Annotated in this window: 7 protein-coding genes, 2 tRNA genes and 3 rRNA genes; all 12 read right to left on the bottom strand. The window is 57.3% G+C overall.

All coding sequences use genetic code 11. From position 1 onward, the window contains the following. Positions 1–3: 3 nt before the first annotated feature. Positions 4–1,272, bottom strand: coding sequence for a diguanylate cyclase (locus JFT86_RS02805; protein WP_201235595.1), 1,269 nt, complete (start codon positions 1,270–1,272; stop codon positions 4–6). Further along, positions 1,269–1,844: a YfiR family protein gene (locus JFT86_RS02810; RefSeq protein WP_201235597.1), complete on the bottom strand. Its 576-nt coding sequence runs from the start codon at positions 1,842–1,844 to the stop codon at positions 1,269–1,271. The genes JFT86_RS02805 and JFT86_RS02810 overlap by 4 nt, the downstream gene beginning before the upstream one ends. Positions 1,845–1,963: 119 nt before the next feature. Continuing rightward, on the bottom strand, positions 1,964–4,072 hold the full coding sequence (gene recD, locus JFT86_RS02815; RefSeq protein WP_201235599.1) for an exodeoxyribonuclease V subunit alpha: 2,109 nt from the start codon (positions 4,070–4,072) through the stop codon (positions 1,964–1,966). Next, positions 4,069–7,755, bottom strand: coding sequence for an exodeoxyribonuclease V subunit beta (gene recB / locus JFT86_RS02820; RefSeq protein ID WP_201235601.1), 3,687 nt, complete (start codon positions 7,753–7,755; stop codon positions 4,069–4,071). The genes recD and recB overlap by 4 nt, the downstream gene beginning before the upstream one ends. Continuing rightward, positions 7,752–11,204 (bottom strand): exodeoxyribonuclease V subunit gamma, encoded by a 3,453-nt coding sequence (gene recC, locus JFT86_RS02825; RefSeq protein WP_201235603.1) that lies wholly within the window; start codon positions 11,202–11,204, stop codon positions 7,752–7,754. The genes recB and recC overlap by 4 nt, the downstream gene beginning before the upstream one ends. A gap of 152 nt (positions 11,205–11,356) precedes the next feature. Beyond that, positions 11,357–11,472: ribosomal RNA gene (rrf, locus tag JFT86_RS02830) — 5S ribosomal RNA — on the bottom strand. 148 nt (positions 11,473–11,620) lie between these two features. After that, positions 11,621–14,514: ribosomal RNA gene (locus JFT86_RS02835) — 23S ribosomal RNA — on the bottom strand. Positions 14,515–14,761: 247 nt separating this feature from the next. Beyond that, a tRNA-Ala gene (locus JFT86_RS02840) sits at positions 14,762–14,837 on the bottom strand. Positions 14,838–14,867: 30 nt separating this feature from the next. Beyond that, positions 14,868–14,944 (bottom strand) — tRNA-Ile (locus tag JFT86_RS02845). A gap of 81 nt (positions 14,945–15,025) precedes the next feature. Next, a 16S ribosomal RNA gene (locus JFT86_RS02850) occupies positions 15,026–16,562 on the bottom strand. The 16S, 23S and 5S rRNA genes sit together here with 2 tRNA genes alongside, the layout of an rRNA operon. A 634-nt stretch (positions 16,563–17,196) precedes the next feature. Continuing rightward, on the bottom strand, positions 17,197–18,690 hold the full coding sequence (locus tag JFT86_RS02855) for a CoA-acylating methylmalonate-semialdehyde dehydrogenase (RefSeq protein WP_201235605.1): 1,494 nt from the start codon (positions 18,688–18,690) through the stop codon (positions 17,197–17,199). Positions 18,691–18,766: 76 nt separating this feature from the next. Further along, on the bottom strand, positions 18,767–20,116 hold the full coding sequence (locus tag JFT86_RS02860; protein ID WP_201235607.1) for an aspartate aminotransferase family protein: 1,350 nt from the start codon (positions 20,114–20,116) through the stop codon (positions 18,767–18,769). Positions 20,117–20,170: the final 54 nt, after the last annotated feature.

The raw sequence follows: 20,170 nt of genomic DNA on the forward strand, positions 1-20,170 counted from the left end.
AAATCAGCTCCTGGTTTGAACGGGATCGGTCGGGTGCTCCGACCCAGCCGTGAATTGAGCGCCACGGGAAAGGCGCTTGGCTTGATACATCGCCGCATCGGCGGCATCGAGCAAGGCTCCGGGCGTGGCGCCATGATCGGGGTAAACGGCGATGCCGATACTGAGCGACGTCACGACACTGGTGTCGCCCGGCAGCGCGATGGGCATGTCCATGCTGGCGAGAATCTTGTCGGCGATGCGCTCGGCGTCTTCGATCTTGTGCAAAGGGGTCAGCAGCACGGCGAACTCGTCACCGCCGAGCCGCGCGACCAGATCCTCCTCGCGCAACTGTGCGCGCACTCGGTTGGCCACTGCCACCAGCACCGCGTCTCCGGCGGCGTGGCCGAAGTTATCGTTGATACCTTTGAAACGATCACTGTCGAGAAACAGCACCGCCACGCGCTCCTGATGTTTGCTGGCGTTACGCAGCGCACGGATCAATCGGCCCTCGAAAAAGGCGCGGTTCGGCAGCCCGGTCAGGCTGTCGTGACTGGCCTGGTGAGCGAGCGTTTCATTTTCGTTCTGCAGATGGGTTTGCCACGACTCCAGTTCGTCGAGCAAGGCGTTGAAGTCGTTGCCGAGATTGTCTAGTTCGGCAATCTGCGCCGGCGGCACACGGCGATCCAGTGCTCGCTCGCTGCGCGCGGCGTGGGCCACGGCTGCGAGTTTGTGCAGCGGGCCAATGATGCCGCGCAACTGGCGTCGAGCCAGAGAGAGCGCAACCCAGGCGCTGATCGCGGTACAGAGGATAATCCCGGCCAGACCACTGAGCAGAAAGCTCATCAGGCTGCCGCCATGCCCCATGAGCAGAACGCGCCCGATTTCACGGTCCTGATGCAGAATCGGCAAGTCGATCGGTTTTTCCAGAACCGCCCGGGTGATGCTCATTTCCAGCGCCGAGAACAGGCCGTTTTCCGGCCGTTGCCAGCGCGCGAGCAATTGACCTTGAGCGTCCAGCACCTGGACGTCCGCCACTTCCTCGGTGGAAGCGATCAGCGCCAGCGCTTCGGTGGCGGCAGCCTTGTCGTTGAACACCACCGCCGCCTCCACGGTGTAGCTGATCGAGCGGGCAATCAGGTGCAGGTTGTGATCGGCGTAAACCCGCAGAGCCAGAACGCCCAGCAGGGTCAGCGAGACACTGGCCATCGTCACGGCCACCAGCGCCACAATCAAGTTGCCGCGACCAATGACCGAGCCCAGCGTGGGGCGAACTTTCGAGCTGAACAGTTTCATGGCGCCGCCAGTTTGCGACGCGACAACTGCAGGACGCTTGGGTGAATACGTACGCCACTGCGGGCGACGGAGTCGAGATTGACTTCGAAAGACACCTGATCGTCGCCAACCCGCAGGCAGAACAGACTGCCCACCGTGCACTGATCACCGCCTTCGCTGATGCTCAACACCGGATGGCCGATCAGCGAGGTAAACAGGCGACTGCGTTCATCCGCGGTGAGTTTGCCGATGTACACCGCATCGCATTCGCTGACGATCGCCGGGTTGTCCGCCAGCAGACGGCGCACGGTCACGGGTCGGCCAGTGGCCTGGGTCGTGCCCTTGACCAGATCGTCGGTGTACTCGGTAGGGCCGACGATGCACAGGCGCAATTGCGCAGGTTCCACCGGCCAGCGTGCGTAGCTGAGAATCCCCAGAACGACTTTGGTGACAGCTTCAGCGCGTTGCTCAGCCATGCCCGGCGGGGTTTGCGGCTGTGCGACGGCCATGCCCGCCAGCGCACAGAGCAGACCGACAAGCACTGCGCGCTTGCAGCGAAACACGCGCTCTGTCGCCCAGACAGCCAGCTTCATGCAGGGATTCTCTTGGATCGTAGCGAAATGATGCCGCAACGATAGCACAGCGCTGAATCACCAGCGAGACAGCGACTCCTGACTGACCGGTCAGTAATTGCCATCAATGGCTGTTTTTATCACTCTCGAGGCTCGCCCCCCTCTTCCAGTTCCAGCATCAGCCCGCTCAGGCGCTTTACCTTGCGCTGCACGGCTTCTTCGAACACCCCGGCGCGGGGCTCGATCAGGGTAAACCAGTGCTTGGCCCGGGTTATACCGGTGTAAATCAGCTCCTTGGTCAGCACTGGATTCAGGGCATCCGGAAGGATCAACGCGGTGTGGGCAAATTCCGAGCCTTGGGATTTGTGCACCGTCATGGCGTACACGGTTTCCACATCATTGAGCCGACTCGGCAACACGAAGCGCACCCCGCCCTGGCCATCATTGCGCGGGAAAGCCACACGCAGCACCGGTTTGCCAGCATCGGGTCCTTCGCGCTCGGGCAGTTTCAAGGCAATGCCGATGTCGCCGTTCATCAAACCCAGGCCGTAGTCATTGCGCGTCATCAGCACTGGCCGCCCCTCGTACCATTGCTGGTCATTGTCGATCAGGCGAGCCTTGAGCAAAGCGGCGGTAATGCGCAGGTTCAAACCCTCCACCCCCCACGGCCCCTTGCGCACCGCACACAGCAGCTGAAAAGTGTCGAACGCCTGCAGGACTTCCCTGGCCCATGTGATCCAGTCCGGATGTTCGAGCGGCCTGCCGGACGGTGGACGCTGATTGCGCAGCACACTCAGATAATGCCGATAACCTTGCGGGCCATCGCCATGGCCCTCCAGCAACAGGCGCTCCAGCTTGTGATCGTGCTCGCCCTTTAGCGGCAACGAGTACACATCGTCATAGTGCCCGGCCGACAGCAGCTGACGCGCCTCATCCGGCAATTGCTGATTGACCCGGCGCGCGAGTTGGCCAATACCACTGCCCTCGCCGAAACGCCGTGAGTGACGCAGCATCACCACTTGTTGCGCCAGCGGATGAGTGTCGTCGACGTCTTCACACAAACCGCTGCCCTGCAAGGTTTCACCGCTGACCGACTCCAGCCACTGACGCGTCTTCGGGCTGTACCAACCACTTTCGGCATCGCGACACAGATCACCCAGCACCGCACCCGCCTCCACGGAGGCCAGTTGGTCCTTGTCACCGAGCAATACCAGGCGCGCGTGGGGCGGCAAGGCGTCGAGCAGATTCGCCATCATTTCCAGATCGATCATCGACGCTTCATCGACCACCAGTACATCCAGGGGCAAGCGGTTGCCGGCATGGTGTCGAAAGTGTCGAGTGCCGGGTCGACTGCCGAGCAAGCGGTGCACCGTGGTTACGTCGCAGGGGATTTTCGCCCGTACGTCTTCGACGACTTTCAGCGATTGCACTTGCTGACTGATGGACTCGGTCAACCGCGCCGCAGCCTTGCCGGTCGGCGCCGCCAGGCGAATGCGCAGTGGGTGGCCGGCCTCCACCGCCGGCGCCTGAAGCAGTGCCAGCAAACGTACCACCGTCGTGGTTTTACCTGTGCCCGGGCCACCAGTGACGATGCTGAATGCGCCACGCGTAGCGATGGCACAGGCGAGTTTTTGCCAGTCGATCACATCGCCGGATTTCGCCGAGCCGAACAACTCGTTCAACCGCTGCGGCAGGTCATCCGGCGTTGCTTCGCGCTGTGCGAGGCGCTGGCGCAAGGCGAGGTCGATGCGGCGCTCGTAGGCCCAGTAGCGTCGCAGGTACAGCCGTTTCCCGGACAACACCAATGGCCGTCGCTGCGCGGAATCACTGCCGTCAGCCGACAATGCAACCAAGGCGCTCGCCGCCAGAACCCCGCACCAATGCGCGCCATCGAGTGCCTCAAGCAATTGCGAGGGCAACAGCAACACCCCGCCCAGCACATCGCCTTCGGGCGGTAGCGACAGGGCAAAGTCCGGCGCTTTGAGGGTTTCGAACAGATCCAGGCACACATGCCCGTGACCGAGTTGATGGCTGGTCAGCGCGGCGGCGAGCAGCACCAGTGGATCAGTATCCGGCTCAAGCTCGTGGAGGAATGCGACGAAGGCCTTGTCCAGCGCGCGCAGCCAGCCACGTTCGACCCAACGGGTGAGCAGCACCAGCAAATCATCGGCGCGGGTCAGGGGCGCGAGTGTCGACAGACTGTCAGCAGCCAGCGGTGTCGGCAGCAGATCGTCCAGGCTGCGGCTCATAACAGGACTCCCTGTTCCCACAAGGGCTCGGCCTTGGGTTCGGGTTTGCCCTGGAACATCCGGTCCAGACGTTCGATCAGCTCCCGTGGTGGTCGCACAAAGTAAGCACCGCGACTGGCTGCGCGAGTACCGCGCAGAAACAGGTACAGCGCGCCACCGACATGCCGGTCGTAATCGTAGTCGGGCAATCGTGCCTTGAGCTGGCGATGCAACGCCAACAGGTACAACACATATTGCAGGTCGTAGCGATTATCGAGGATCGACTGTTCCATGGCCTGCTCGGTGTAGGCCAGGTCATCGCTGCCCAGCCAGTTGGATTTGTAGTCCGCCACGTAATAGCGGCCGTCGTGCTCGAAGGTCAGGTCGATGAAGCCTTTGAACATGCCATTGAGTTGCACCGGTTCTGCCGCCACTCGCGCCACGCCATTGTGCGTGTACTGACGCACCAGATCGTCGAGTTTGAGCACATCGACTTTGTGGCTGGCGAACCAGAACTCCATCTCCACCCGATACTGTTTCAGTTGCTCGAGAATGACCGGCGGTTGGTCACCGATCGGCAGCGGGGATTTGAGCAGATGCTGCAACCAGTCGCTCAGGGTGATGATCCAGCCTTCCCAGCCGCGCAGATTACAGCGCCGGGCAATGGCATCTTCCAACGCCTCACGGGTAACGGCAAAACCGTCGTCACCCGCCCACTCCAGCAAACCATGGAGAAAGGTCCCAGGATTGGGGCCACGCGGGAAACGATGGATATCGGCGCCTCCGGCAATGATTTCTCGCGGCGCGTCGGGATCGAGTCGCTCGTCATCGAAAAGCTTTTGTGCCTGAGGACTGTCCGGTGCTTCATCACTGCCAACACTCAATACGTCGCTGATGCGCAGCGCGCTGTAAGACGCAATCCACCAGTTTTCGCTGGCCTTGCGCTTGGGCAGCAGAGTGGCACTGAGGACGGCTTCATTACGCGGCGGCTGGTAGTGCTCGTCGCTGGGCTGCGGCATTTCACCGACGCTGATGGCAGGGCAGTCTTGTTGCAGGTCTTGCAGCCAACGTTCAAGGGCAACGGACTCACCCAGAGAGGCGCCACCGCCCAATAAGTAGCCAAGGGCAGAAAGGTGCAGCACCGAGCTGTTGTTATTGCCACGCTTGAGATCCGTCACCCCCAGCCAGCAAGCATGTTGCGCACGAGTCAGGGCGACATAGAGCAGGCGCAAGTCTTCGGCCAGACGCTCATCGTCGGCTTGTGCAATCAGTTCGGCGGTGGGCTTCAGGCTCACTTGGGCTTTGCCCGAAGCATCGTGGTAATGCAACGGCAATCGGCTGCCATCCACCGGTTTCGATGAACAGATGAAGGGCAGGAACACCAGTGGATATTCGAGGCCTTTGGATTTGTGGATGGTCACGACCTTGACCAGTTGCTCGTCGCTTTCCAGACGCAGAATCTGCTCTTCACCAGCCTGGCCGGACAACGCCAGCAGTTCCGCCAAGTGACGGATCAGCGCTTGCTCACCATCCAGTTCGGCAGCGGCTTGTTGCATCAGCTCCGACAGATGCAGAAGGTTGGTCAGCACCCGCTCGCCGTCGCTGCGGGCGATCAAGGTCTGCGGCAAGCGGAAGTCATGCAGCAGGCGCCGAAGCATCGGCAGCACACCTTGTTTGCGCCATAGCTCGCGATAACCACGGAACTGCATGACCCGGGTTTCCCAGACCAGTTCGTCCTGGTTCAGACGCTCCAGCTCAGCCAGTGGCAAATTCAGGGTGATGCAGGCCAACGCGGCTTTCAGGGAACGCTCGACATCCGGCTCGGCGCAGGCCTTGAGCCAGGACAACAGATCATGGGCTTCCTGAGCGGCGAAAACCGAATCCTTATCCGACAGGTAAACGCTACGCACGCCGCGTGCAGCGAGTTCACCACGCACCGCCTGGGCTTCTTTGCCGTCGCGTACGAGGATTGCGATGTCGGCAGGTCGCAGGCCTTTGAAGTCCTTGCCGTCCTGACTGAAGCCAGAGTTTGCGGTCTGACCGCCATTGAGCAGTGCGGTGATTTCACTGGCGCAAGCGGCTGCCAATTGTTGGCGATAAACCGCGCCTGACAGAGGTTGATCGGTGGACAAGTGCCAGACATTCAGCGCCGCGACGTCCTGCCCGGTAATCTGCAGTTTCTCTTTACGGCCCTGAGATTCCACCGGTTGGAACGGTACCGGGTTTTCACCGTTTTTCTCTCGGAACAAAAACGCGCCGCGGCCCTGCTCGCGAGACTCGGCGCGTTCAAAGACGTGGTTGACCGCTTTCACCATGCCGTGACTGGAACGGAAGTTGGTACCCAAGGTATGCAGGCGACCGGTGGTGGCTTGGCGAGCACGCAAGTAGGTATAGATGTCTGCGCCGCGAAAGGCGTAAATCGCCTGTTTGGGGTCACCGATCAGAAACAGCCCCGTGTCCGGATTGTTGTCTTCGATTCGATAGATGCTTTCGAAGATCCGGTACTGCACCGGGTCGGTGTCCTGGAACTCGTCAATCAGTGCGACCGGGAACTGCTCACGGATCAGCGTAGCAAGACGCTCGCCGCCCTCTGATTGCAGTGCTGCATCCAGGCGCAACAGCATGTCGTCGAAGCCCATCTCGGCACGACGTCGCTTCTCTTCTTCAAAGCGTGCGCCTACCCACTTGGCGGCGTGCTGCAATACCGCCGCGTCCGGTGTCGGCAATGCATCAAGACTTGATTTGAGCCCTGACATCGCGTCCAGCCCCGGATGGCTTGGAGGCTGGCCTTTCCAGGCCTCGGCCATGCCGTCGGGCGTCAGCCGAATGAATCCGGTGCCGATGTCCAGTTGTTCGAGAGCCTCGTCTTCGGCCCAGGTTTTAAGCTTTTCGAACCACGGTTCAAAGTAGCGGGCCTGCATCTTGCGACCGTCTACGGTTTTACTGGCGACGCCCTGATGGCAGATAGCGAGCAATTCATCGGCCCACTGCCGCCAAGGCATTTTCAATTCGATCAACGCCGCACGACGCTCGCGCATGCAGTCATCGATCAGCTCCGCCGGAGCCTTGCCTTCGTCGCTGTCACGCTCGCTGGCAAACAAGCCCCGCACCCGAGGCAGCAACGCCGCAGGCCCACCCCAGTTGCTGCGAACCCAGTTCAACGCATCGCCCTGCATCGGGTAACAGAACAGCCGCCAGTAATCGCGCAGCACTTCGCCGAGCAAATCGCTGTGATCGGTTTCCAGGGATTGGGTGAACAAACTGCCGCTGTCGAACGCATGTTCGCGCAACATGCGTTGGCACCAACTGTGGATGGTGGAGACAGCGGCTTCGTCCATCCATTGCGCGGCGATGTCCAGACGATTGGCGCAACCCGGCCATTGTTGAGGCTCGAATTGCTCTCGCAGTTCAGCGATCAAGCCGTCAGGCGCTGGCGTCTCATCGCGGAAGAATCGCGCGGCCTCGGCAAGACGCGTGCGGATCCGCTCACGCAACTCTTTGGTCGCAGCATCGGTGAACGTCACCACGAGAATCTGTGGAGGCAGCAGTTCGCGGGCGAAGCCATTCAACTCGCCGCCATGACCAAGGATGAGCCGCAGGTAAAGCGCAGAAATGGTGAACGTCTTGCCGGTGCCGGCACTGGCCTCGATCAACTGGCTGCCACGCAACGGGAACGCCAGAGCAAGCGGTGTCTTGGTACTCATGCGCGCGCACCTTCACTGGACAATGAACGCCAAGGCGCTTCCAACAGAGGGCGATACAAGGCGTCACACCAACCGGAAAATGTTTCGTCCGCGAGTAATGCATCGAAGTCAGCGAATTGGCGGGACAGCGCTGGACTTTCGCGGCGTTCGCCTTCGCTGGTCTGTCCGTCACCTTCGTAGGCTTTTCGGGCAGCTGCTTCTGCTTTGAACGGGTCGGTCTGAGATAGCCAGGCAAAAGCGGTCTTCACGGCGATCGGCAGAGGCTGACGCATGCCGGCCTGCCAGGCTAGAAGAAGGTCGCCAAGAAACCGAACGGCCCTGTTTTGTTCCATGGGCTCGAGCAGCAATGTGTCGTCACTGGCCACCAATGCGGTGGTCAATGAGAGCCCGCTGGCGCAAGCCACGAGATGATTGACCCAGGGTTTGATCAGACGGTGCCATTTGCGGCTTTTGATTGAGCCGATGCTGTTGGGAATGGTCGTGACCGACAACACGCCTCCGTCGGCGCGTTGATGCAAACCCGAAAGCCATCCTTCAAGACGCAACCCCTGCAACTCGAGACTGATAGGGATGGCACTGGCGAGCGGAGTCGGCCAAAGCGTCAGTAGTTGCTGATAGCGTTGCAGCAAGTCAGGCAGTGGCTCAATCAATTCCCTTTGCAGGCATTCGCCGAACCCGGCCATTGGCAACAGGCCGCTATTTTGCAGCCGTCGAGCCTGAGCCTCGAGCGCCTGCTCGACATTGTCCGGTTGCCTGAGCGCAGCTTCGAGCAGGCTGTCGCTGAGCGTATAGCGCTGCAAAGCGTCCAGTACGAAAGGCTCTTCATCGGCCAGCGGTGCATCGGCGGCTTCGAAGTAGACCTTGAGTCTCTGGGTGAAAAAGTGCCGAACCGGATTACGTAAAAAGTCCTGCAACAGAGCCAGGCTCAACGGTTCCTCTTGTACATAAGGGGCGAGTAACTCAGCCTCGTTTCGTAGCTCATGAGGTTGATGCAGAACCTGCCACTCGCTGGCATAGCTGAACAGTTGATCTCCCTCGTGAAAATAGCGGGCACTGAAGGGTTGCAGCGGATGCTCCTCGGTCATGGCGCTCAACAGATCCTGACTGTCATCAATCAATCGCCAACCACTGGCGAGGTGATCGCGTAACTGGCCGATCAGCACCGAAGCAGGTCTCTCGCTGTTGTCACGAATGCTGCGACCGACCCAACTGATGTAGAGCTGATTGCGCGCAGACAGAAGCGCCTCGAGCAAAAGATAGCGATCATCCTCACGTCGGGAGCGGTCCCCGGGGCGGTAGTCGCTGCCCATCAGGTCGAAGTCGAGCGGCGGTTGTGCACGCGGGTAATCGCCATCGTTCATCCCCAGCAAACAGACCAGTTTGAAAGGAATGGCACGCATGGGCATCAGCGTACAAAAGTTCACCGCGCCGGCAAGAAAGCGCTGGGACAAACGCCCCTGATCCAGCCCGGCAAGCCAGGCCTCGCGAACGACGGTCAGTGGCAGTTCATCTTCAAGACCTACCGCCTCGCAGGTCTCGAGCCAGGTTTCACGAAGCTCTTCCAGTTGGGTCAGCAAGTAATCGTCGTGTTCGTTACTGGCTTTAAAGAACAACTGCATCAACGCTTGCAGCCGATGCCCCCACACCTTGGGCTGTGCCGGTCGGGTGAGCTCCTGGTGTGCAAGTTCCAGAGCATCGAGCAGAGCCACCAACGGACCGATCAATGCGGCATCCAGCCCCCCGATTTCATCATAGGGCTCGATACCCGCACAGTCAGTCGAGCTGCCGACTGCGTAGCCAAGGAGCATTCGTCGCAAACCGAAATGCCAACTGTTCTGCTCCAGTTCATCCGGCAAACCTAGCCCGGCACGCTGCTCGGCGTTCATTCCCCAACGCACACCCGCGCCTTCAATCCAGCGATGCAACGTCGGCAAGTCGCGCTCCTCCATGCCGAAACGAGCGCGTAATGCGGGAACGTCGAGCAAGTCGAGGATTTCACTGACAGGGAAACGACTGTCCGGCAGTTTGAGCAGGTGTTCAACCGCAATCAGCAGAGGATCACGACCGCGTTGCCCCTGATCTGCCAAGGTGAACGGGATAAAACGGGAATCATGCCGTTCAAGCTGACCAAACACCGCCCGGATATGCGGTGCGTAGCTGTCGATGTCCGGCACCATCACGATCACGTCGCGAGGGCGTAGATCCGGATTGGCGCTGAAACGTGCCAACAGTTGATCATGGAGAATCTCCACCTCGCGTTGAGCGCTGTGAGCGATGTGAAAACGGATCGAGTTGTCGTGTGCCAGATCAACGGCCGGCCAATGCTCGCGAGTCTCATCAAGCGGACGCAATTCGAGGATGTCGTCCTGGAGCTGATTGAGCAGGTTATGTGGCTGAGTTTCGCTGAACAGGTCGATACGCCCATCGCGAAATGCCGCTCGATAGCTGTTTGGGTCGTCATAGCTATCGAGCAGGTTGATATAGTCGCGACCTTGCTTACCCCACGCGGCCAATAGAGGGTGGGCATGTTGATGCATGGTCTCGGGATCAAGTACGACAGGCATGCCGCTCTTGCGCGATTGCCGCTTGTACTGGTGACGCAGCAAATCCTTGTCGGCAACGATGTCGGCCCAGTGATGGCGACATGGGTTGTGCACACAGAGCAAAACCTGGCTGAATCGCGCAAGTCCAGCCAAGGCTTCAAGCACTTGAGCCGGAAGCGAAGAAATCCCGAAGACGATCACTCGTGAAGGCAGCGCGGCAGGTGCTTGCTCGATGCTACCAATGCGCTCGATAAACCGCTGATGTACACCGGCGCGGCTTTGCGCCATACCTTTTGCACCTACATCTTCCAGGAGCGCGCGCCAGAGTTCAGCCTGCCAGCAACTGGTGGGCGATAGTGGCTTTACTTCACCTCTGACATTGCGCAGTTGATGCCGACCTTCAGCCCAATCCTCAAGCCAGTCGGCTCGATACACCTGATATTGGTCGAACAGATCCGCCAGGCGCTCGGATAGCTGATAGCGCTTGCGCAAGTCGGTGTCGTGGGTGAGGAAGCGTTGCAACGGTTCGAAATGCGCACGGTCGATGACCTGAGGCAGCAGACGCATGAGGCGCCAGGTCAGCGGTGCTTTATCGAGCAGGGATTTGGCTGGAATTTCATCTCGGCCCAAAACCATACGATAGAGCTGCCACATGAAACTGCCGGGCAGTTGAACGTCTATCGCTGCCGCGATGCCACAACCACCGAGGTCGTTTTCCTCAGGATCTTCAGCCAGAGCCAGTTTCAACCACTGGGCGATGCCATTGCTCTGCACCAAGGCAATTTCGTTCTCCAGGGGAGCCAGCGGATAGCGCCGCATGATGCTGACCACCAGGCTGCGCAGTTCGTCCAGGCTATTGCTCTGGACCACCATGAATGCAGCGTTGAGGGACTGGGCGTCCGGCATAAGACTTCCTTGGGCGAATAAATAGCCAGGTCAGAACCTTAGCATTGTCGGCAGATGATGACAGCCGGACGGCGTCTACGAGTGCTGTAAGAACTTTCCTGCGGGCAAAACAAAACCCCAACTGCTTTCGCAATTGGGGTTTCGGAATTTAATCTTGACGATGACCTACTCTCACATGGGGAAACCCCACACTACCATCGGCGATGCATCGTTTCACTGCTGAGTTCGGGATGGGATCAGGTGGTTCCAACGCTCTATGGTCGTCAAGAAATTCGGGTACTGACTCGTGACCAGATGGCCTCGCTTCAGCAAATTGGGTATGTGACAGCTAGGTGTTTGTGAACATCGAACTTTCGGTTCGTTTCGTCTTCACACACCGCAACTTGGCCTTTCGACGCAAATTGCTTGGGTGTTATATGGTCAAGCCTCACGGGCAATTAGTATTGGTTAGCTCAACGCCTCACAGCGCTTACACACCCAACCTATCAACGTCGTAGTCTTCGACGGCCCTTCAGGGAACTCAAGGTTCCAGTGAGATCTCATCTTGAGGCAAGTTTCCCGCTTAGATGCTTTCAGCGGTTATCTTTCCCGAACATAGCTACCCGGCAATGCCACTGGCGTGACAACCGGAACACCAGAGGTTCGTCCACTCCGGTCCTCTCGTACTAGGAGCAGCCCCTCTCAAATCTCAAACGTCCACGGCAGATAGGGACCGAACTGTCTCACGACGTTCTAAACCCAGCTCGCGTACCACTTTAAATGGCGAACAGCCATACCCTTGGGACCGGCTTCAGCCCCAGGATGTGATGAGCCGACATCGAGGTGCCAAACACCGCCGTCGATATGAACTCTTGGGCGGTATCAGCCTGTTATCCCCGGAGTACCTTTTATCCGTTGAGCGATGGCCCTTCCATACAGAACCACCGGATCACTAAGACCTACTTTCGTACCTGCTCGACGTGTCTGTCTCGCAGTCAAGCGCGCTTTTGCCTTTATACTCTACGACCGATTTCCGACCGGTCTGAGCGCACCTTCGTACTCCTCCGTTACTCTTTAGGAGGAGACCGCCCCAGTCAAACTACCCACCATACACTGTCCTCGATCCGGATAACGGACCTGAGTTAGAACCTCAAAGTTGCCAGGGTGGTATTTCAAGGATGGCTCCACGCGAACTGGCGTCCACGCTTCAAAGCCTCCCACCTATCCTACACAAGCAAATTCAAAGTCCAGTGCAAAGCTATAGTAAAGGTTCACGGGGTCTTTCCGTCTAGCCGCGGATACACTGCATCTTCACAGCGATTTCAATTTCACTGAGTCTCGGGTGGAGACAGCGCCGCCATCGTTACGCCATTCGTGCAGGTCGGAACTTACCCGACAAGGAATTTCGCTACCTTAGGACCGTTATAGTTACGGCCGCCGTTTACCGGGGCTTCGATCAAGAGCTTCGCGTTAGCTAACCCCATCAATTAACCTTCCGGCACCGGGCAGGCGTCACACCCTATACGTCCACTTTCGTGTTTGCAGAGTGCTGTGTTTTTAATAAACAGTCGCAGCGGCCTGGTATCTTCGACCGGCATGAGCTTACGGAGCAAGTCCTTCACCCTCACCGGCGCACCTTCTCCCGAAGTTACGGTGCCATTTTGCCTAGTTCCTTCACCCGAGTTCTCTCAAGCGCCTTGGTATTCTCTACCCAACCACCTGTGTCGGTTTGGGGTACGGTTCCTGGTTACCTGAAGCTTAGAAGCTTTTCTTGGAAGCATGGCATCAACCACTTCGTCATCTAAAAGATAACTCGTCATCAGCTCTCGGCCTTAGAATCCCGGATTTACCTAAGATTCCAGCCTACCACCTTAAACTTGGACAACCAACGCCAAGCTGGCCTAGCCTTCTCCGTCCCTCCATCGCAATAACCAGAAGTACAGGAATATTAACCTGTTTTCCATCGACTACGCTTTTCAGCCTCGCCTTAGGGACCGACTAACCCTGCGTCGATTAACGTTGCGCAGGAAACCTTGGTCTTTCGGCGTGGGTGTTTTTCACACCCATTGTCGTTACTCATGTCAGCATTCGCACTTCTGATACCTCCAGCAAGCTTCTCAACTCACCTTCACAGGCTTACAGAACGCTCCTCTACCGCATCATCCGAAGATGATACCCGTAGCTTCGGTGTATGGTTTGAGCCCCGTTACATCTTCCGCGCAGGCCGACTCGACTAGTGAGCTATTACGCTTTCTTTAAAGGGTGGCTGCTTCTAAGCCAACCTCCTAGCTGTCTAAGCCTTCCCACATCGTTTCCCACTTAACCATAACTTTGGGACCTTAGCTGACGGTCTGGGTTGTTTCCCTTTTCACGACGGACGTTAGCACCCGCCGTGTGTCTCCCATGCTCGGCACTTGTAGGTATTCGGAGTTTGCATCGGTTTGGTAAGTCGGGATGACCCCCTAGCCGAAACAGTGCTCTACCCCCTACAGTGATACATGAGGCGCTACCTAAATAGCTTTCGAGGAGAACCAGCTATCTCCGAGCTTGATTAGCCTTTCACTCCGATCCACAGGTCATCCGCTAACTTTTCAACGGTAGTCGGTTCGGTCCTCCAGTTAGTGTTACCCAACCTTCAACCTGCCCATGGATAGATCGCCCGGTTTCGGGTCTATTCCCAGCGACTAGACGCCCTATTAAGACTCGCTTTCGCTACGCCTCCCCTATTCGGTTAAGCTCGCCACTGAAAATAAGTCGCTGACCCATTATACAAAAGGTACGCAGTCACAGAACAAAGTCTGCTCCCACTGCTTGTACGCATACGGTTTCAGGATCTATTTCACTCCCCTCTCCGGGGTTCTTTTCGCCTTTCCCTCACGGTACTAGTTCACTATCGGTCAGTCAGTAGTATTTAGCCTTGGAGGATGGTCCCCCCATATTCAGACAAAGTTTCTCGTGCTCCGTCCTACTCGATTTCATGACTAAGAGATTTTCGCGTACAGGGCTATCACCCACTATGGCCGCACTTTCCAGAGCGTTCCGCTAATCTCAAATCAACTTAAGGGCTAGTCCCCGTTCGCTCGCCACTACTAAGGGAATCTCGGTTGATTTCTTTTCCTCAGGGTACTTAGATGTTTCAGTTCCCCTGGTTCGCCTCTTGCACCTATGTATTCAGTACAAGATAACCATCTTATGATGGCTGGGTTCCCCCATTCAGACATCTCCGGATCAAAGTCTGTTTGCCGACTCCCCGAAGCTTTTCGCAGGCTACCACGTCTTTCATCGCCTCTGACTGCCAAGGCATCCACCGTATGCGCTTCTTCACTTGACCATATAACCCCAAGCAATCTGGTTATACTGTGAAGACGACATTCGCCGAAAATTCGAATTTCTCAATTAAGAGAACTCACAAATTTTACCTTAGCCTGATCCGTTACCAGTGAAAGTAACGTTCAGTCTATCTTTCTATCACATACCCAAATTTTTAAAGAACGAACTAGTCAAAGACTAGAAATCAACATTCATCATCACACTGATGGAATGCTCATTTCTAAGCTTTCGAACTTCAGAAGCAGTAGTGGTGGAGCCAAACGGGATCGAACCGTTGACCTCCTGCGTGCAAGGCAGGCGCTCTCCCAGCTGAGCTATGGCCCCGTATTTCTACAGGCGTTTCCCACACAAAATTGGTGGGTCTGGGCAGATTCGAACTGCCGACCTCACCCTTATCAGGGGTGCGCTCTAACCAACTGAGCTACAGACCCAATTTCGGGCTGCTTCTTTCGTCTTCTTCAATGAATCAAGCAATTCGTGTGGGAGCTCATGAAGCAGCTGATGTCGTCGATTAAGGAGGTGATCCAGCCGCAGGTTCCCCTACGGCTACCTTGTTACGACTTCACCCCAGTCATGAATCACACCGTGGTAACCGTCCTCCCGAAGGTTAGACTAGCTACTTCTGGTGCAACCCACTCCCATGGTGTGACGGGCGGTGTGTACAAGGCCCGGGAACGTATTCACCGTGACATTCTGATTCACGATTACTAGCGATTCCGACTTCACGCAGTCGAGTTGCAGACTGCGATCCGGACTACGATCGGTTTTATGGGATTAGCTCCACCTCGCGGCTTGGCAACCCTTTGTACCGACCATTGTAGCACGTGTGTAGCCCAGGCCGTAAGGGCCATGATGACTTGACGTCATCCCCACCTTCCTCCGGTTTGTCACCGGCAGTCTCCTTAGAGTGCCCACCATAACGTGCTGGTAACTAAGGACAAGGGTTGCGCTCGTTACGGGACTTAACCCAACATCTCACGACACGAGCTGACGACAGCCATGCAGCACCTGTCTCAATGTTCCCGAAGGCACCAATCCATCTCTGGAAAGTTCATTGGATGTCAAGGCCTGGTAAGGTTCTTCGCGTTGCTTCGAATTAAACCACATGCTCCACCGCTTGTGCGGGCCCCCGTCAATTCATTTGAGTTTTAACCTTGCGGCCGTACTCCCCAGGCGGTCAACTTAATGCGTTAGCTGCGCCACTAAGAGCTCAAGGCTCCCAACGGCTAGTTGACATCGTTTACGGCGTGGACTACCAGGGTATCTAATCCTGTTTGCTCCCCACGCTTTCGCACCTCAGTGTCAGTATCAGTCCAGGTGGTCGCCTTCGCCACTGGTGTTCCTTCCTATATCTACGCATTTCACCGCTACACAGGAAATTCCACCACCCTCTACCATACTCTAGCTTGTCAGTTTTGAATGCAGTTCCCAGGTTGAGCCCGGGGATTTCACATCCAACTTAACAAACCACCTACGCGCGCTTTACGCCCAGTAATTCCGATTAACGCTTGCACCCTCTGTATTACCGCGGCTGCTGGCACAGAGTTAGCCGGTGCTTATTCTGTCGGTAACGTCAAAACAGCAACGTATTAAGTTACTGCCCTTCCTCCCAACTTAAAGTGCTTTACAATCCGAAGACCTTCTTCACACACGCGGCATGGCTGGATCAGGCTTTCGCCCATTGTCCAATATTCCCCACTGCTGCCTCCCGTAGGAGTCTGGACCGTGTCTCAGTTCCAGTGTGACTGATCATCCTCTCAGACCAGTTACGGATCGTCGCCTTGGTGAGCCATTACCTCACCAACTAGCTAATCCGACCTAGGCTCATCTGATAGCGCAAGGCCCGAAGGTCCCCTGCTTTCTCCCGTAGGACGTATGCGGTATTAGCGTTCCTTTCGAAACGTTGTCCCCCACTACCAGGCAGATTCCTAGGCATTACTCACCCGTCCGCCGCTGAATCCAGGAGCAAGCTCCTCTCATCCGCTCGACTTGCATGTGTTAGGCCTGCCGCCAGCGTTCAATCTGAGCCATGATCAAACTCTTCAGTTCAAACATCTTTGGGTTTTTAAGAAACCCTAAACTTGGCTCAGCAATCGTTGGTTACATCTTTGATTTCTCGCGGAGTAACTTGTGATGCTGATAATCTTGTTGACTATCAGTCTGACTCCACAAGCACCCACACGAATTGCTTGATTCAGTTGTTAAAGAGCGATTGGTTAAGATCTTTCGTCTCAACCGAGGCGCGCATTCTACAGCAGCCTCATTTGCTGTCAAGTGATTATTTTCAGAAGTTTTCGAAGAATTCCTCAACAACTTCAACCACTTGCGCTTCCGATCTCTCGTTAGCGGGAGGCGAATTCTACAGCGTTAAACGCTGCTGTCAACACCTCTTTTGCTCCGCTTTCGACCGAGAAGATCGAACCGTTAAAAGCGCCAAACATCACGACTCTTTCAACTCCTTCAAGGCTTCGATGAACTGAAGCGACCCGCTACCGAAAACCGTATAACTCATTGAATATCAAGGAGTTTTCCGTTTCGACTGCGTCGGAAGTGGGGCGAATTATAGACATCTGAGATCTGCCGTCAACCTCTAATCTTCATAAATCTGTCACATCGGTCAAAAAAGCCGGAAAACGCGAAGGCCGACCTTAAAAGGTCGGCCTTCTGTGCACTGCCCTTCTACTTACAAGCTAGGGAAAGCGAACTGCGACGCCTCATGGCTCGCACGCTGCGGCCAGCGCTGGGTGATTGCCTTGCGACGGGTATAGAAGCGCACGCCGTCCGGGCCATAGGCATGCAGGTCGCCAAACAGCGAACGTTTCCAGCCGCCGAAGCTGTGGTAAGCCACCGGCACCGGCAGCGGCACGTTGACGCCAACCATGCCGACTTCGATCTCGTCGCAGAACAGACGCGCCGCTTCACCGTCACGGGTGAAGATGCAGGTGCCGTTGCCGTATTCGTGATCGTTGATCAGCTTCATCGCCTCTTCCAGGCTGTTGACCCGGACAACGCACAGCACCGGCCCGAAGATCTCTTCTTTATAGATACGCATCTCAGGGGTGACGTTGTCGAACAGGCAGCCGCCGAGGAAGAAACCTTCTTCATGCCCTGCCACGCTCAAACCACGACCGTCGACCACAAGGGTCGCGCCCGCTGCCACGCCGTCATCAACATAACCGCTGACTTTGTCGCGCGCCTGACCGGTCACCAGTGGCCCCATGTCCAGACCGCACGAAGTGCCTGCACCGATTTTCAGTGCCTGGATCTGTGGAACCAGTTTGGCCACCAAAGCATCCGCCACTTGATCACCGACACACACGGCAACCGAAATCGCCATGCAGCGCTCGCCGCAAGAACCGTAAGCCGCGCCCATCAGTGCGCTGACCGCGTTGTCCAGATCGGCATCCGGCATCAGCACTGCGTGGTTCTTCGCACCGCCCAGCGCCTGAACGCGTTTGCCGCGCTTGGTACCTTCGGCGTAGATGTACTCGGCAATCGGCGTCGAACCGACAAAGCTCAGCGCTTTGACTTCCGGCGCTTCGATCAGCGCGTCCACTGCAGTCTTGTCGCCATGAACGACGCTCATCACGCCTTTTGGCAGACCGGCTTCCAGCAGCAGCTGGGCGATCAGCAGCGTGGAACTTGGATCACGCTCGGACGGTTTGAGGATGAAGCAGTTGCCGCAGACGATCGCCAGCGGGTACATCCACAGCGGCACCATGGCCGGGAAGTTGAACGGCGTAATGCCGGCAACAATGCCCAGCGGCTGGAAATCCGACCATGCATCTATGTTCGGGCCGACGTTGCGGCTGTACTCGCCCTTGAGGATTTCCGGGGCGGCGCAGGCGAACTCAACGTTCTCGATACCGCGCTTCAATTCACCGGCGGCGTCTTCCAGGGTCTTGCCGTGTTCTTCGCTGATCAATTGCGAGATGCGCGCTTCGTTCTGTTCCAGCAGTTGCTTGAAACGGAACATCACCTGCGCACGTTTGGCCGGTGGCGTATTGCGCCATGCCGGGAACGCGGCCTTGGCGGCATCGATGGCTTTCTGGATGGTTGCCTGGCTCGCCAATGGCAGCTTGTGGATAGCCTGACCGGTGGACGGGTTGAACACATCAACCGCGCGACCGTTCTCGGTCACCAGTTCGCCATTGATCAAATGCGGGATAACGCTCATCGAAAACTCCTGAATTCTTGTCCACGGGCACCCTTTGAGGAGTGCCCGTTTTTTTAGGTATATATAGAAGGAAAAATCAGTCGAGCTTGTTCAGCACTTCGCCGACCGCGTCGAACAGACGATCAAGGTCTTGCGGCTTGCTGTTGAAGGTTGGGCCGAACTGCAGGGTGTCGCCGCCAAAGCGTACGTAGAACCCGGCTTTCCACAAGGCCATGCCCGCTTCGAACGGACGCACGATCGCGTCGCCGTCACGACCGGCAATCTGGATCGCACCGGCCAGACCGAAGTTGCGGATGTCGATAACGTTCTTCGAACCTTTCAGACCGTGCAGCGCGTTTTCGAAATGCGGAGCGACTTCTGCAACGCTCTGTACCAGGTTTTCTTTTTGCAGCAGATCCAGTGCCGCCAGGCCTGCGGCGCAAGCCACCGGGTGCGCCGAATAGGTGTAGCCATGCGGGAACTCCACAGCGTATTCCGGCGTCGCCTGGTTCATGAAGGTCTGATAGATCTCGGAGCTGGCAATCACCGCGCCCATCGGAATCGCGCCGTTGGTAATTTGCTTGGCGATGCACATCAGGTCCGGGGTCACGTCGAACGTGGTGGCGCCGAACATGGTGCCGGTACGACCGAAACCGGTGATCACTTCGTCGAACACCAACAGAATGTTGTGCTGATCGCAAATCTCGCGCAGACGTTTCAGATAACCCTGAGGCGGCACCAATACGCCAGCGGAACCCGCCATAGGCTCAACGAACACCGCGGCGATGTTCGAGGCGTCGTGCAGTTCGATCAGTTTCAGCAGCTCATCGGCCAGGGCGATGCCGCCCTGCTCCGGCATGCCACGGGAGAATGCGTTGCTGGCCAGCAGCGTGTGCGGCAGGTGATCGACGTCCATCATCGACTGACCGAACAGTTTGCGGTTGCCGTTGACACCACCGAGGCTGGTGCCGGCGATGTTCACACCGTGATAACCACGGGCGCGGCCGATCATTTTGGTCTTGGTCGCCTGACCTTTCAGACGCCAGTAGGCACGCACCATTTTCACTGCGGTATCGGCGCACTCGGAACCGGAATCGGTGAAGAACACATGGTTCAGGTTGCCCGGGGTCAGGTCGGTGATTTTCTCGGCCAGTTGGAACGACAGCGGATGGCCGTACTGGAAGCCTGGCGAGTAATCCAGCGTGCCCAGTTGTTTCGAGACCGCTTCCTGAATTTCCTTGCGGGTGTGCCCGGCGCCGCAGGTCCACAGACCCGACAGCGAGTCGTACACCTTGCGGCCCTTGTCATCGATCAGCCAGCTGCCTTCGGCTCCAACGATCAGACGCGGATCGCGCTGGAAGTTACGGTTGGCGGTGTACGGCATCCAGTGCGCGTCCAGCTTCAGTTGGCTGGCCAGTGGCGACGACGCGTTTTCAGGCATGTTCATCGGGCAAAACCTCGCAGGGCATAAGCTTCAGGGAGATAAAAAGCGTTGTTGCAG

The sequence above is a fragment of the Pseudomonas sp. TH06 genome, from assembly GCF_016651305.1.
In the GTDB taxonomy this organism is placed as follows: Bacteria; Pseudomonadota; Gammaproteobacteria; order Pseudomonadales; family Pseudomonadaceae; genus Aquipseudomonas.

Bases quoted from the DNA above. Each gene is read 5' to 3' on its own strand.
- JFT86_RS02855 (WP_201235605.1), bottom strand. From the start codon at position 18,690: ATGAGCGTTATCCCGCATTTGATCAATGGCGAACTGGTGACCGAGAAC.
- recB (WP_201235601.1), bottom strand. From the start codon at position 7,755: ATGAGTACCAAGACACCGCTTGCTCTGGCGTTCCCGTTGCGTGGCAGC.
- JFT86_RS02860 (WP_201235607.1), bottom strand. From the start codon at position 20,116: ATGAACATGCCTGAAAACGCGTCGTCGCCACTGGCCAGCCAACTGAAG.
- JFT86_RS02805 (WP_201235595.1), bottom strand. From the start codon at position 1,272: ATGAAACTGTTCAGCTCGAAAGTTCGCCCCACGCTGGGCTCGGTCATT.
- recC (WP_201235603.1), bottom strand. From the start codon at position 11,204: ATGCCGGACGCCCAGTCCCTCAACGCTGCATTCATGGTGGTCCAGAGC.
- recD (WP_201235599.1), bottom strand. From the start codon at position 4,072: ATGAGCCGCAGCCTGGACGATCTGCTGCCGACACCGCTGGCTGCTGAC.
- JFT86_RS02810 (WP_201235597.1), bottom strand. From the start codon at position 1,844: ATGAAGCTGGCTGTCTGGGCGACAGAGCGCGTGTTTCGCTGCAAGCGC.